This is a genomic window from Nonomuraea sp. NPDC001636, assembly GCF_040298265.1.
Taxonomy (GTDB): Bacteria; Actinomycetota; Actinomycetes; order Streptosporangiales; family Streptosporangiaceae; genus Nonomuraea.
The window spans coordinates 51,250-65,574 of the sequence record NZ_JBEOZT010000016.1 but is presented as its reverse complement, the minus strand read 5'-3'; the positions used below and the strand labels follow the sequence as shown (position 1 = coordinate 65,574).

At 73.1% G+C, this 14,325-nt stretch carries 14 protein-coding genes; 4 read left to right on the top strand and 10 right to left on the bottom strand.

Features of this window, described 5'->3' with window-relative positions; translation table 11 throughout:
- Positions 1-15: 15 nt before the first annotated feature.
- From ABT158_RS27720 to ABT158_RS27675, 10 genes are all read right to left on the bottom strand, one after another.
- Positions 16-690, bottom strand: a complete 675-nt coding sequence (locus ABT158_RS27720) for a hypothetical protein (protein WP_352358179.1) — start codon at positions 688-690, stop codon at positions 16-18.
- Entirely contained in the window at positions 687-2,051 is a 1,365-nt protein-coding gene (locus tag ABT158_RS27715; protein WP_352358177.1) for an MlaD family protein, read from the bottom strand. The genes ABT158_RS27720 and ABT158_RS27715 overlap by 4 nt, the downstream gene beginning before the upstream one ends.
- The gene (locus tag ABT158_RS27710) at positions 2,048-3,082 is read right to left on the bottom strand and encodes an MCE family protein (RefSeq protein WP_352358175.1); all 1,035 of its coding nucleotides are present in this window, start codon (positions 3,080-3,082) and stop codon (positions 2,048-2,050) included. The genes ABT158_RS27715 and ABT158_RS27710 overlap by 4 nt, the downstream gene beginning before the upstream one ends.
- Positions 3,079-4,110 (bottom strand): MCE family protein, encoded by a 1,032-nt coding sequence (locus ABT158_RS27705; protein ID WP_352358173.1) that lies wholly within the window; start codon positions 4,108-4,110, stop codon positions 3,079-3,081. The genes ABT158_RS27710 and ABT158_RS27705 overlap by 4 nt, the downstream gene beginning before the upstream one ends.
- Positions 4,107-5,132 carry an MlaD family protein gene (locus ABT158_RS27700; protein WP_352358171.1) on the bottom strand — a complete coding sequence of 342 codons (1,026 nt, stop codon included), beginning with the start codon at positions 5,130-5,132 and terminating at the stop codon, positions 4,107-4,109. The genes ABT158_RS27705 and ABT158_RS27700 overlap by 4 nt, the downstream gene beginning before the upstream one ends.
- Complete coding sequence (locus ABT158_RS27695) at positions 5,132-6,187, bottom strand: MCE family protein (protein WP_352358169.1); 1,056 nt, start codon at positions 6,185-6,187, stop codon at positions 5,132-5,134. The genes ABT158_RS27700 and ABT158_RS27695 overlap by 1 nt, the downstream gene beginning before the upstream one ends.
- Before the next feature lies 1 nt (position 6,188).
- Positions 6,189-7,208, bottom strand: coding sequence for an MCE family protein (locus ABT158_RS27690; RefSeq protein WP_352358167.1), 1,020 nt, complete (start codon positions 7,206-7,208; stop codon positions 6,189-6,191).
- 4 nt (positions 7,209-7,212) lie between these two features.
- Positions 7,213-8,070: an ABC transporter permease gene (locus tag ABT158_RS27685; RefSeq protein ID WP_352358165.1), complete on the bottom strand. Its 858-nt coding sequence runs from the start codon at positions 8,068-8,070 to the stop codon at positions 7,213-7,215.
- Positions 8,067-8,858 carry an MlaE family ABC transporter permease gene (locus tag ABT158_RS27680; RefSeq protein ID WP_352358163.1) on the bottom strand — a complete coding sequence of 264 codons (792 nt, stop codon included), beginning with the start codon at positions 8,856-8,858 and terminating at the stop codon, positions 8,067-8,069. Before ABT158_RS27680 ends, ABT158_RS27685 begins: the two co-directional genes overlap by 4 nt.
- A 169-nt stretch (positions 8,859-9,027) precedes the next feature.
- On the bottom strand, positions 9,028-10,422 hold the full coding sequence (locus tag ABT158_RS27675) for an aminopeptidase P family protein (RefSeq protein WP_352358161.1): 1,395 nt from the start codon (positions 10,420-10,422) through the stop codon (positions 9,028-9,030).
- Positions 10,423-10,561: 139 nt separating this feature from the next.
- On the opposite strand from ABT158_RS27675, the gene ABT158_RS27670 reads away from it, so the two are divergent.
- From ABT158_RS27670 to ABT158_RS27655, 4 genes are all read left to right on the top strand, one after another.
- Positions 10,562-10,990 carry a CBS domain-containing protein gene (locus ABT158_RS27670; protein WP_352358159.1) on the top strand — a complete coding sequence of 143 codons (429 nt, stop codon included), beginning with the start codon at positions 10,562-10,564 and terminating at the stop codon, positions 10,988-10,990.
- Positions 10,991-11,036: 46 nt separating this feature from the next.
- A complete protein-coding gene (locus ABT158_RS27665; RefSeq protein ID WP_352358157.1) occupies positions 11,037-11,675 on the top strand; it encodes an Rv1352/Rv1906c domain-containing protein in 639 nt (212 codons plus the stop codon).
- Between the two features lie 162 nt (positions 11,676-11,837).
- Positions 11,838-12,611 (top strand): cyclase family protein, encoded by a 774-nt coding sequence (locus ABT158_RS27660; protein WP_352358155.1) that lies wholly within the window; start codon positions 11,838-11,840, stop codon positions 12,609-12,611.
- Complete coding sequence (locus ABT158_RS27655; RefSeq protein WP_352358153.1) at positions 12,608-14,251, top strand: thiamine pyrophosphate-binding protein; 1,644 nt, start codon at positions 12,608-12,610, stop codon at positions 14,249-14,251. Before ABT158_RS27660 ends, ABT158_RS27655 begins: the two co-directional genes overlap by 4 nt.
- Positions 14,252-14,325 lie beyond the last annotated feature (74 nt).

Below are 14,325 nucleotides of genomic sequence, written 5' to 3'. Positions count from 1 at the left end.
CCAGGGGGACGATCGTCAGTCCTTCTTCTTCGCCGCGGGGTCGTCGAGCTTGTACTGGTCCTCCGAGGCCGCGCCGAGCACGGTCACGTCCTGGACCTTCCAGGCGCCCTTCTGCTTCACAAGCGTGATCTTAAGGTGCGAATCCTTCACCGAGCGAATCGCCTGCGCGGTGTTCACCTGCTGGTCCACGACGACGATGGCGTGCGCGGTGGCCTCGTCGGCGTCGGCCAGGTAGACCTCGCGGACCTTGGCCTGGGAGACGGCCTTGAGCTTGACGATCACCTGGGACATCGCGCCGCCGAACGCCGCGTCGTAGGTGGCCTGGAAGTCGCCCGTAGCCTGGGCGGACAGGGTCGAGCGGGTGCTCTGGAGGTCCTTGTAGTCGTAGCTGAGCAGGGCCTGGCTGAAGGCGCTCGCGGCGCCGGAGACCTCCAGGCGCAGGGCGCGTTCGTTCTCCAGGCGGGCCAGCGCGTCCCGGGCCCGGGACGCGTCGAGCCACTGCAGCACGGCCGTGGCGGCGACGGCCGCGGCCAGCATCGCCGCCAGCGCGCCGAGCACCCGTGCCCGCGTGAACCGCCCGCCCACCGCTCGCCCCGACGCCGGCCCGCCGTCCGCGACCTCGGTGGGGGCTTCGGGAGGTGCCTCGGTGTCCGGGGTGGCGGGGGCGGTGAGGTGGTGGTCGGTGGTCATGATGACTCCTCACGGCGGCGGGCTGCCCGGCCCGCCGCGATCCAGCCCACGATGCCACCGCTCACCACGACGGCGAGGAAGATCGCGACAATCAGCGGCGTGGGGCTCGGTGGGGTACGGGACGCGTCGCCGGCGGCGGCCACGCTGCTCGACGACTCCGGGGACGGCGGTTCGGATGCGTCGGGCTTCTTCCTCCCGGCCTTCGGGCTTTCGCCGTCCGGCCCGCCGGTGTCCCGGGCCGCCCTGGAGGTCTCCGGAGTGGCCCTGGAGAGGTCCGGGGTGGTGGTGGAGGTTTCCTGGGTGGTGCCGGCCGGGGGGTGTGAGGGGCAGGCGGCGAGCCGGGGGACGCGGGGCGGGCCGACGGGGCCCGCGTACTCCTCGGCAGGAGCAGGGCCGCCGGGCACGCTGAAGATGAACGACGCCTTGCCGTACACCGTGTCCCCCTGCCGATCGCTGATGTCGTCGGCCAGGCTCAGCGCGGTCGGCACCACGCTCAGCAGGTGGTGCACGTCCTTCTCGGTCGCGGCGGAGAAGACCGGCCGGTGCGGCAGCCCGGCGGCGGTCAGCAGGCAGGAGAACCCGGGCCTGGACCTCCTGATCGCCGCGTCGAGCCGGGCGAACACGCCGGGCCCCTGGTCGAGGAAGGCGTTCAGGTCCGTGCGCGAGGCCCGCAGCGAGCCCGTGACCGCGCTCAGGTCCGTGATGCCGGCGGCCAGCCGGTCCTTGCGGCCGGCCAGCGTGTGGGTGAGCCGGGTGAGCTGCACCGACAGGTCGTCGAGGGTCCGGGAGTCGTCGGCCAGGGCGCCGGTCAGGTCGTGGGTGTTCTCGATGACGGTCCTGATCGCGGGGGCGCGGCCGTCCAGGGCGGTGGCCAGCTCGTGGGTGATCGTCTCGGCGTCGCCGGCGGGCACCGCGTCGAGCAGCCTGCCCACGCCCTCGAACAGCTTGCGGTAGTCCAGCGGCACGGTGGTCCGCGACAGCGGGATGGTGTCGCCGGGCGCGAGGGAGACCCCGCCCACGCCGGCGGCGGGCGGCGACAGCTCCACGTACGGCTCCCCGACCGCGGACTTGCGGCGCACCTCGGCCGTGCTGCCCTTGGGCAGCCTGATCTCCTTGTCGATGTCCAGCCCGACGACGATCTTCCCCGGCGCCAGCCGCACGTCGCCGATCCTGCCGACCCGCACCCCCAGGTACGCCACGTCGAAGCCGCGGACGAGCCCGGGGGAGGAGGCGAACTCGGCCGACACCCGGTACGGCCGCTCGATCACGTCGAGCCGGATGATCGTGCTGAACGCCCAGATCGTCATGACCACGCCGAGCAGCACGAAGAAGCCGACGTTCAGGTGCACCCGGTTCCTCATCGCGGCGGCTCCCACAGCAGGCGGAAGTCGCTCAGCCGGTCGGCGGCCTTCCTCGCGGCATCGGCCCCCTTGTGCCCCTTGTTCCCGAGCGGGTTCCCGGGCAGCAGCAGGCCCTTCAGCCAGACGTAGATCAGTACCTGCCCGTTGACCGTGATCGGCGGCGCGTCGATGAACGCCTGGATCCGCGCCACCAGCCCCTTGAGGTCGTCCTTGCCCCGCTGCATGGCCGAGGAGACGGCCTCCAGCTCGCGCAGCAGCGTGCGCAGCCGGGCCGCGTGCCGCGGGTACACGGTGAGGTTGGCCTCCCTGGCCAGCTCGGTCAGCGCCGCGACGGCCCGCTTGACGTGCTTGCGGCCGTGCGCGACGCGGCTGGTGGCGGCGGCCAGGACGCCGGGCAGCCGGTCCAGCTCGTCGCTGCCCTTGGCGAGGTCGTCGCCCAGTCCGGCCAGCGCGTCGATGCCGGTCGCCAGGTCCCGCCGGGCCGCGGCGTAGGCGTCGGTGACCTCGGCGGTCCGCCGGATCAGCTGGTTGACGTCGGCGCCCTGGCCGGCGAACGCGGTCGAGGCGGCGTCCAGGATCGCGTTGACGTCCTGGGCGCCGAGCGCCTCGACGAGCGGCCCGGCCTTGGCGGTGACCTGCTCGATGTCCGGTTCGACCGAGGTGTCGGCGATCGTGGCCCCGTCCGCCAGGTACGGGCCGGTGGCCAGGTCCCGGCCCGCCGGCGGGCTGAGCAGGACGTAGTTCTCACCCAGCACGGACGTCTTGGCCACGGTCGCGGTGCTGCCCACGGGCACCCGGTGCGCGGACCGGATCGACATCGTCACCCTGGCCCGGTAGCCCTCCAGCCGGATGCCGGTCACCGTGCCCACCCGGACGTCGGCGATCTGCACGCTGTGCCCGGCCACCAGGCTCTGGACGTCGTCGAAGGCGGCGTTCAGCGTCAGGTCGCCGGTGGTCGCGCCGAGCGTGCGCAACGAGCAGGACGCGGTGACGGCGAGCGCGAGCAGCGCGGCCAGCAGGCGGGCCCTCATCGCGTGGCCTTCTTCCGCTCGAAGGGACAGTTGCTCAGACCGGCCGGCAGGCACGGCACCTCGCCCAGGTTCAGCGCCTGGAACAGCGGCGTCAGCCAGGTCCTGGTCATCGCGTTCAGCACGACCCGGATCTTCAGCACGTGCCGGTCCCGGTCCCAGGAGTCGATCAGCACGTCGGCCAGGTCGGCCGCGCCCTTGACCGCCCGCGCCATGGACTCGCTGTTGGCCCGGACCGTCAGCACCAGCTCGGCCAGCGTGCTCGCGGCCCGCGGCAGGCGTTCTGAGTAGGCCTCGATGATCAGGTCGCCGCGCCGGACGAAGCCCGCCATGTCCGCGACGAAGCCGCGCAGGCGCTGCCGTTCCTCGGCCAGGATCGCGCCGGCCTCGGCGAAGGAGTCGATCGCGCCGGTCACCTGGTCCTGCCGCCTGTTGAGGCCGGTGGCGAGCCGGTTCAGGCCCTTGGCCAGGGCGATGAGCTGCTCGTCCTGGCGGGCCAGGGTGTCGGTGAGCCGGGCGGTGCCGGCGATCGCGTCGTTGATCGTCCGGCCGCGTCCCCGCAGGCCGTCGGCCAGATTGCCGGCCACGTCGCCCAGCTTCTCGCCGTCGAGGGCGTCGGTGAGCCTGGTGAAGGCGGCCAGCGCGTCGTCGATCTCCACGGGCAGGTCGGTGCGCTCCAGCGGGATGACGGCGCCGGGCTCGATCCGCCGGTCGCCCGGCTTCCACGGCGGGTACAGCACGACGTTGCGCTCGCCCAGCGTGTTCTGCGGCGCGACCACGGCCTTGACCTCGGCCGGCAGCGGCACCTCGCGGTCGACCAGCAGCTCGACCCGTACCTGGCCGCCGTCGATGCGGATCTTCTCCACGCGTCCGGCGTCCAGCCCCATGACCTTGACGCGGGCCTGCTCGTACAGGGAGGGCGTCTTGCGGAAGACCGCCACCAGCCGGTACGGCTGCTCACCCAGCACCGAGCACCCGCCGCTCGCCGCCAGCAGCGCCCCGGCCAGCAGGACCGGGAGGAGTCGTCTCATCGGTCGCCCTTCCTGTCCTTGGCGACGGCGGCCAGCACCTCGGGGTCGATCGGGCCGAGTCCCGTGGCGACGGCCTCCAGCCACGGCCCCTGACCGCCCATGGCGGCCAGGCCGGAGAACGTCGGGCCCGCCCAGGCCAGCAGCGAGTTGAGCCGCTCGCCGCTGCCGCTCAGCCGGCTGGTGACGGCCGAGGTGTCGTCCAGGATCCGGATCAGGGCCCGCTCGTGCTCGTCGATCAGGCGGGTGGTGCTCCGCACCAGGCCGCTGCCGTCGCCGAGCAGGGTGCGCAGCTCCTTCCTGCGGGCGCGCAGCTCGTTCAGCATGATCTGGACGGCGTCGATGAGCCGGCCGAGCTGGCGGTCCTTCCGCTCCAGCACGTTCATGATCTTCGTGCCGTTGTCGAGCAGCCGCTGGAGCTGCGGCTCGCTCCTGCTGACGGTGTCCGACAGGGCGCCGATGTTCCGCAGCAGCCTGCCCACCCGGCCGCGCCGGGAGGTGTCGATCTTGCCCAGCTCGGTGAGCAGGTCGTCCACGGCGTCGGTGTCGAGCCGCCGGACCAGCCGGGTGGCGTCGTTGACCGCGTCGTTGACGAGCGTCGGCACGCCGGTCCGGTCCACGGGGATGCGCCGCCGCGCCTCGGGGAGCTGGTCGAGGTACGGGGCGGCGACCGGGCCGGTGAGCTTGACGTAGCGGCCGCCGAGCAGGTTCGACAGGGCGATGTCGGCGCGGGTGGACCGGCCGAGCCGCACGCCGTCGTGCACCTTCCAGGTGACGACCACGTTGCCCTGGGCGTAGTCGGCGCGCACCTCGGTGACCTCGCCGACCCGCACCCCGGCCACGCGCACGTCGTTGCCGGCGCGCAGGCCGCCCGAGTCCACGAAGACGCCCGACACGTAGTAGCCGCCTTCGAGCAGCCCCAGGTTGCCTGCCAGGAACGTGGCCACCAGCAGCGCGCCCAGCACGGCCACCGACACCAGGCCCACCACGACCTTGTTCCGGTCCCGGAACGACCTGACCGCCATCACCGGCCCACCAGCAGCCTGCGCAGGTCCTTCTCGCTCTGGACCCGGGTGTTGCGCAACGGCGGCGGCGACCGCATGGGGTACGGGCACGGCGAGGGGCCGAGCGCCAGGCAGGGCACGGCGGTGATGAAGTAGTGCCCGCGGTCCACGGTCGAGTACGCGCGGGCGAACAGCGGCTGGAACGTGCTCACCGTCCGGTCGATCTCGCGGACGTGCCGCCGGATGCCGCCGGTCAGCCCGGACAGGTTCTCCACCACCCGGCCCAGCTCGCCGGCGTTCTTCCCGATCACCTGGTCGGAGGTGTGGAAGGTGGCCGACAGCTCGACGAGGGCGTCGTCCACCAGCTTGCGGTTGCCGGCGAACGCCTCCGAGAGCGTCACCAGGTCGTCCACCAGGCGTTCGATCTGCCGGTCGCGCCGGGCCACCACGCCGGTGACCGTCGCGTAGTCCTTCAGCAGCTTCTCGATGGTCGCCCGGCGCTCGGCCAGTGTGCCGGTGACGGCGTCGACGTTGTCCAGCAGCCGCGGGAGGTTCCTGTCGTTGCCCTTCAGCGACCCGGCCGCGGCGGTGAGGAGCCGGTTGATCTGCTCGGGGTCCAGGCTGCGGGTCAGCGGGCCGAGGTCGCCGACCAGCTCGCCGATGTCCACCACGGACGAGGTGCGGACGATGCGCGACCCCGGCGGCAGCCGGCCCGGCGCGGTGCCCGGCAGCAGGTAGACCACGCGCTGGCCGATGGCGTTGCGCCAGCGTACGGCCGCCTCGGTGTCGGTGGGCACCCGGACCTCGTCCCGCACCTGCATGGTGACCTCCGCCCGGCCGGCCACCACCTCGATCGACTCCACCTGGCCGACCGGCGCTCCGGCGATCTTGACCTGGTCGCCCTCGGTCAGCCCCGACACGTCGTCGAACGCGGCCACCAGCCGGTAGCCGCCGCCGGTGCCCACCCGGGCGACCTGGACGGCGATCAGCACGATCAGCGACATCGTCACGCCGACGAACAGCGCGAACCGGACGAACGTCCACCTGCGGGCGACCCGCGTCCTGGAGACCGTCATCTCAGCGCCTTCCGTCGGTGGGTCCGCAGACGCCGACGACCAGCTCGCAGACGTCGGTGGCGACGAACGCCTCGACCTGGAGCATGCCCCTGCCGTCCGGCCCCGGTGTCTCGATCAGCTTGTTGAGCAGGTCCACCAGCCTGCCCAGCCCGCGTACGCCGTCGCCGGCCAGGCCGAGCTGGGCGTAGACGAGGGCGGCCACGCGCTCGCCGGAGTGCACGGCCGCACGCAGGTCCTGGCGATGCGCGCGCAGGCCGTGCGCGGCCAGGCCGGAGACGGAGGTGATCTCCTGGAGCAGGACGCGCACCTTGTCGGCGCGGCGCAGCAGGTCGGGGGTGATGACGTCGGCGTCGGAGGCGATCGAGACCAGCTCGTCGCCCTTGTCGGACAGGGCCGTGCCGAGCGCGGCGGCGTCGCGCAGGAACCGCCGGGCCCGCTCCCGCTGCCGGTGGGCCACGCCGACGACCGTGCCGGCGTCGCCGATCAGCTCGCGCAGGTTGCCGCCCTCGCCGTCCAGGCCCTTGGCCAGGGTGTGCACGATGACCGTGACCTCGCGGGGATCGACGGCGTCCAGGCCCCGGTAGGCGTCGCCGAGCGTGTCGGACAGGTCGAGCGGCTCCTCGGTGCGGGTGATGACCGCGCCGCTGCCCAGGTAGGGCCCGGTGGCCTCGCCGGGGCCCGGCCGCAGGTCGATCATCTTCGGGCCGAACACCGACAGCGGCTCGACCGCCGCGACGGCGGTCCGCGGCACCCGCACGCCGGGCTGGAGGTGCATCGTGACCACGGCCCGGCCCCTGGCGTCCAGGGTCACGTCCGTCACGTCGCCGACGGTGATGCCGCGGATCTTGACCTTGGAGTTGGTGTCCATGCCCTGCCCGGCCCGGCCGAACACCGCCTCGATCCGGGTGCCGCGCGCCTCGGTGGCGCCGCGCACGACCAGGAACGTCGCCGCGGCCAGCGCCAGGACGACGCCCGCGGCGATGCCGGCGCGGACGGCGAGCGGAAGTTCGGATCGGGACACCGGCTCACCCCGTCAGCGGAATGTTGCCGCCGCCGCCCCAGAACAGGAACGACAGCAGCAGGTTCAGCAGCACGATCGTGACGATCGACTGGCGGATGGCGCGCCCGGCCGCCACGCCCACGCCCACCGGGCCGCCGGTGGCGTGGAAGCCGTGGTAGCAGTGGATCACGATGACGGCGAAGGCGAAGATCCCGACCTTGACCAGGCTGTAGACGATGTCGCTGACCGGCAGGTACAGGTAGAAGTAGTAGTCGTAGGCGCCGGGCGCCAGGCCGAACAGCGCCGTGCACATCAGCCGGGTGGCGAAGAAGCTGGCGAACAGCGCGATCAGGTAGATCGGCAGCAGCGCCAGCAGCGCCGCCACCACCCGGGTGCAGATCAGGTAGGTGAAGGCGTTGATGCCCATGACCTCAAGGGCGTCGATCTCCTCCGAGATGCGCATCGCCCCCAGCTCGGCCGTGAACGCCGAGCCCACCTGGGCGGCCAGCGCGGTCGCGGCGATGATCGGGGTGATCTCACGGACGTTGGCGAAGCTGCCGATCAGCCCCACGAACGACTCCGCGCCGATGGCCTGGAGCCCCTGGTAGCCCTGCAGGCCCACGGTCGCGCCCACGACGAACGCCATCGTGAACACCACGAAGATCATGCCGCCGCCGACGACGGTCGCGCCGACCCCCACCACGACGTCGCTGACCTGCCTGATCACGACCTTGCGGTAACGCAGCCGCAGGACGACGTCGCGGACGGAGTAGAAGAGCACCTTCCCCGCGAACAGCGGCCAGTCGGCGAGCGTCGCGAACCGCTCGGCCAGGTGCCGCCCGCGGTGGGCGAGCCGGGCCCCGGCCGCCGGCGCCGCCGTCACATCGACCTCGGCGGGTAGGCCAGGAAGTAGACGGCCGAGATCACGTAGTTGAACGTGAACACCAGCATGAACGTCAGCACGGTCGCCTGGTTGACCGCCCGGCCCACGCCCACCGGGCTGGTCGCGCACGTCATGCCCTTGTAGCAGGCCACGGCGGCGGCGACGAAGCCGAAGATCCACGCCTTGAACAGGGTGACGTACAGGTCGGAGGCGACGACCAGGGACAGCGCGCCGTCGAAGTACGCGCCCGGCGTGACGCCCTGCACCACGACGTTGAAGAAGTAACCGCCGGTGGCGCCGGCCAGGATGACCAGCGGGCACAGGCAGACCGCGACCGTGGAGGCGGCCCACATGCGCGGCGTGACCAGGCGGTGGACGGGGTTGACGGACATGACCTCCATGGCGCTCAGCTCGTCGCGGATGTGCCGCGCGCCGATGTCGGAGGTCATCGCGCTGCCGCCGGCCCCGGCGATCAGCAGCGCGCTGGCCAGCGGCGCCACCTCGCGGATGAGGCCGACGAACACCGCGCTGCCGGTGGCCGAGCCGGCGCCGAGCTGCCAGGCCAGCTCGCCCACCTGCAGCGCCACGGTGGCGCCCAGCGGCAGGGAGACGAGCAGCACCGGGACGCTGGTGACCTTGGCGAGGAACCAGCACTGGTCGACGAACTCCCACCACCAGTTCCTGACGTCCCAGGTGCGGCGTAAGCCCTCCAGGACGATGACGAACAGCTCGCCCACCTGGCCCAGGAGCGACCCGGCCGCGCGTCCGACGTACCCGGACAGGGCCATCAGGCGTCCGTCCGCACGCGTGTACCCGCCATGACCGACCACCTCCGCCTACGGATCAGTCACCTTACTGACGGGTTGTCTAGTAGTCGATGCCTTGTCGGGAATTTGCGCAAAAGCTATGAGAGCCGGGTCACACCTTGTCAGTCGCCCACGAAAAGTGACCGGGCCGTCACGAACGGACGACGTTCATCCAGGACTCGATCTCGTCGGGGTGGCGGGGCAGGGCCTTCGACATCAGGGTGGCGCCCTCGGCGGTGACCACCAGGTCGTCCTCGATGCGGATGCCCATGCCGCGCAGCTCGGCGGGCAGCGTCAGGTCGTCGGGCTGGAAGTACAGGCCCGGCTCGACCGTCAGGACGTTGCCCTCCTCCAGCACGCCGTCGAGGTAGACCTCGGACCGCGACCTGGCGCAGTCGTGCACGTCGAGGCCGAGCATGTGGCCGCTGCTGCACAGCGTGTAGCGGCGGTACAGGCCCGACTCCATGAGGGCGTCGGGGGAGTCCTTCAGCAGGCCCCAGTCGTGCAGGCCCTCGCAGATGACGCGCATGGCCGCCAGATGGAAGTCGCGGAAGCTCGCGCCGGGCTTCAGCGCCGCGATCCCGGCGTCCTGGGCGGCCAGCACCAGCTCGTACGCCTGCCGCTGCGCCGCGGTGAACCGGCCCGACAGCGGGAACGTCCGGGTGACGTCGGCGGTGTAGAGGGTGTCGGTCTCGACGCCGGCGTCCAGCAGGAGCAGGTCGCCCTCGGCCAGCGCGCCGTCGTTGCGGATCCAGTGGAGCACGCAGGCGTGGGCGCCGGAGGCCACGATGCTGTCGTAGCCGACCGCGTTCCCCTCCAGGCGCGAGCGCAGCCCGAAGACGCCCTCCAGGTAACGCTCGCCGCGCGGGTGGCCGAGGGCCGCGGGCAGGGCGCGCACGACGTCCTCGAAGCCGCGCACGGTGGCGTCCACGGCCGACTGCAGCTCGCCGACCTCCCACTCGTCCTTGACCAGCCGCATCTCCGACAGGAACACCTCCAGCTCGGCGTCGCGGCCGCCCGCCGGGACCAGCGCGTCGACGGCGGCGTCGACGCCGCGCAGCACCCGGGCCGGGCCCTCGGACCGCAGGTCGCGGATGTGCGCGCACTCGATCTGGTACAGCTCCGACGCCTCGGCCAGGTCGGGCCTGCGGCCCACCCAGAACTCGCCGTAGCGGCGGTCGCGGTAGAACTCCTCGCCCTCCTCGCGCGGCGAGCGCGGGCGCACGTACAGCACGGCCTGCCCGGACGGCTCGATGACCAGCACGTCGCCGGGCTCGCCCGCGCCCGTCAGGTAGGAGTACGCGCTGTGCGGACGGAACCGGTAGTCGCTGTCGTTGCTGCGCACCTTGAGCGTGCCCGACGGGACGACCAGCCGCTCACCGGGGAAACGCGCGGCCAGCGCCGCCCTGCGCCGGGCCGCCCAGGGAGCGATCGGCAGCGCGCTCACGCCGGTGCGCCGGGTGTCGGCCCAGCCGGTGCGCATGAACGCGGCCAGCTCCGGGGTGATGGGCAGGTCGTGGCTTCCGGTGTTGAGCTGCTCGGTCATCGATGCCTTCCACGTCGTCGGAGATGCGGCAAGTCAGCCTACGTGACCGCTTGACGGGGTCCCCACTCGGTTGTTTGCCTGTGAGGACCGGGCATAAGCCGGCCCTCGGCCGGGGACAACGGGAGCAGAGGTGGTGCACATGCTCATCGGGACGATCCTGCGCAACAAGGGAAGCGCTGTCACCACGGTGGCGCCGGCGGCGACGGTCCGGGAACTGCTCGGCAGGCTCGCCGACGACAACATCGGCGCGGTCGTCGTCTCCACCGACGGCACGACGATCCAGGGGATCGTCTCCGAGCGCGACGTGGTGCGGCGGCTGCACGACCGGGGCCCCGAGATCCTCGACGCGCCGGTCTCCTCGATCATGACGACCGAGGTGCGCACGGCCGGGCCCGGCGACAACGTCGACGAGCTGCGCCGCACGATGACCACCCACCGGTTCCGCCACATGCCCGTGGTCGAGAACGGCCGCCTGGTGGGCATCGTCAGCATCGGCGACGTGGTCAAGAGCGCGATCGAGGAGCTGGAGACGGAGAAGGCGTCGCTCGTCGACTACCTCCACCGCTGACCGGGGCGTTGACAGGGGCGTCGATGGAGATGGCACCCTTGGGTCCGTGACGTACGGCCCCCCTGAGCCCCCTCGGGCGACGAGCAGTCCGCCGATCATCCTGCTCGTGTCCGGGCTGGCCGCCGTGGTGGCCTTCATCCTGGGCATCTTCGTCGGGTACGGCGCGGAGGGCTCGTCGGCCTCGCCGGCCCCCAGGGTCACGGTGACGGTCGAGGGCACCGGCCCGCCCTCGGCCTCCGTCCCCGCCACCCAGCCCGCCCCGACGGACGCCCCGCAGACCGGCCCCCTCCAGCCGGACCCCCTCCAGACCGGCCCCGCTCAAACCGGTCCCACGCAGCCCGGCCCCACGCAACCCGGACCGGCGCAGACCGGTCCCATACAGACCGGTCCCACGCAGCCCGGACCGTCGCAGACCGGACCCACGCAGCCCGGAACCGCGCAGACCGGGCCGACGGCCGGGATGCGCACGTTCGTCGTGGGCGTGGACATGCAGCCCGGCACCTACCGCACGACCGGTCCCGTCGCGGGCTCCACGAACTGCTTCTGGGCCCGGCTGAACAGCACGTCCCCCGACCTCGGCTCGGTGATCAACGCGGGCGCGCCGACCGGCCCGGCGAGCGTCACCATCGAGCCGGGCGACAAGGCGTTCCAGACCGCCGGCTGCGCACAGTGGACCAAGGCGTGACGGCGGCCGGCGGGTTCGGCAGGCTGCGCGGGACGAGCCCGCGCGGCAGGCGGCACCGCCGCCCGGCCCACCTGGGACGACCTGTGAAGGCCGCCGTCCCGCGTCGTTGCGCGGGTGAGTCCCGCTGGAGGAGGATGCGCTCAGCCCAACAAGGAGGATGACATGTCGGTGTTGCAGAGCTTCCTGGACAGCGTGCGCGGCGGTGCGATCGAGGTGATCGACCTCACCGCGCCCCTGTCCTCCGAGACGCCGATCCTCCAGTTGCCCGAGCCGTTCGGCAACACCATCCCGTTCCGGCTGGAGGAGATCAGCCGTTACGACGACCGCGGCCCCGCCTGGTACTGGAACGACATCCACACCGGCGAGCACTCCGGCACGCACTTCGACGCCCCCGTCCACTGGGTCACCGCGCGCGACGGCCAGGACGTCTCCCAGGTGCCCGTACGCAGCCTCATCGCGCCCGCGGTCGTGCTCGACTTCGCCGAAGAGGCGGCCAAGGACCCCGACTTCCTGCTGCAGATCGACCACGTCAAGGAATGGGAACGCGCCAACGGCCCGCTGCCCGACGGCGGCTGGCTGCTCTACCGCACCGGCTGGGACGCCCGCTCCGCCGACCAGGCCGCCTTCCTCAACGCCGACGAGACCGGCCCGCACTCGCCGGGCATCTCGGTCGAGTGCGCGTCCTGGCTGGCCGCCGAGACCCCGATCCTCGGGCTCGGCGTGGAGACCGTCGGCACCGACGCCGGGGCCGCCCACTCCTTCGACCCGCCCTTCCCCTGCCACTCCTTCCTGCTCGGCGCGGGCAAGTACGGCCTGACCCAGCTCCGCAACCTCGACCGCCTGCCGGTGACCGGGGCCGCCGTGGTCGCCCCGCCGCTGCCCATCGTGGGCGGCTCCGGCAGCCCCGTCCGCGTCCTGGCCCTGGTGGAACGTTGAGCGTCCCGGAGACGGCGGCCGCGGCGGTCGGCCGGGCGCTGGCCGCCGGCGGCGTCCGCACGGCGTTCGGGGTGGTCGGCAGCGGCAACTTCCACGTCACGAACACGCTGGTCGAGCACGGCGTGCGGTTCGTCGCCGCGCGGCACGAGGGCGGGGCGGCGACCATGGCCGACGCCTACGCCCGGATGAGCGGCGAGGTCGGCGTCGTCACGGTCCACCAGGGGCCGGGGCTGACCAACGCGATGACGGGGATCACCGAGGCGGCCAAGAGCCGTACGCCGATGATCGTCCTGGCGGGTGAGGCGACGGACGCGCGCTCCAACTTCCACATCGACCAGGACGCCCTGGCCACCGCGGTGGGCGCGGTCCCCATGCGGCTCACGGACGCCGCGCGGGCCGAGGAGCAGGCGCTCGAAGCCTTCCGCGTGGCCTCGCGGGAACGCCGCACGGTCCTGCTGAACCTGCCGCTCGACGTGCAGTCCGCCCCCTCGCGCCCCCTCGGGCCCGCACCGGTCGTGACGGGCGCGGCCGGGCTCGACCTGGCAGCCGCGGACGACGCGACGGCCGAGCTGGGGCGGCTGCTGGCCGGGGCGCGGCGGCCGGTGTTCGTCGCGGGCCGCGGCGCCCGGCACGCCCGCCGCGAGCTGGAGGCGCTGGCCGACCGCACCGGCGCCCTGCTGGCCACCTCCGCCGTCGCCAAGGGCCTGTTCCGCGGCAGCCCCTGGGACCTCGACGTGAGCGGCGGCTTCGCCACCCCGCTGGCCGCCGAGCTGATCCGCGGCGCGGACCTGATCGTCGGCTGGGGCTGCGCCCTGAACATGTGGACGACCCGGCACGGCACGCTGATCGCGCCGGAGGCGAAGGTGGCCCAGGTCGACCTCGACCCGGCGGCCGTCGGCGCGCACGTCCGGGCCGACCTCGGCGTGGTCGGGGACGTCCGCGCCGTGGCGGCGGCCCTCACCGGGCCGGGCGGCGCCGCGCCGGGCTACCGGTCGGCCGAGCTGGCCCGGCGGATCAGGGACGAGGGGCGCTGGCGTGCGGTGCCGTACCGGGACGAGAGCGGCGCGGGCCGCATCGACCCGAGAACGCTCACCATCGCCCTGGACGACCTGCTCCCGGGCGAGCGCGTCGTGTCCGTCGACTCGGGCAACTTCATGGGATATCCCTCGATGTTCCTCGACGTGCCGGACGCCGGCGGGTTCTGCTTCACCCAGGCGTTCCAGTCGGTCGGGCTCGGCCTGGCGACCGCGATCGGGGCCGCCCTGGCCCGTCCGGACCGGCTTCCGGTGGCCGCCCTGGGCGACGGCGGCGCGTTCATGGGCATCGCCGAGCTGGAGACCGTCGTCCGGCTGGGGCTGCCCATGGTGGTCGTGGTCTACGACGACGAGGCGTACGGGGCGGAGGTGCACCACTTCGGGCCGCACGGGCATCCGCTCGGCACGGTCCGCTTCCCGCCCGCCGACCTGGCCGCGATCGCCCGGGGCCACGGGTTCGCGGCGGTGACCGTCACGGACGCCGCCGGGCTGGCGGGCGTGGCCGAATGGCTCAAGGGGCCCAGGGACCGCCCGCTGCTGGTGCACGCCAAGATCACCGGCGAACGCGGCTCCTGGTGGCTGGAGGAGGCCTTCAAGGGCCACTGAGCGGGGCCATGGGGCCGGGGTCCGGGGCAGAGTCCGGGGTCCGGGGCCGGGGCAGGGGCCGGGATTCGGGGGGC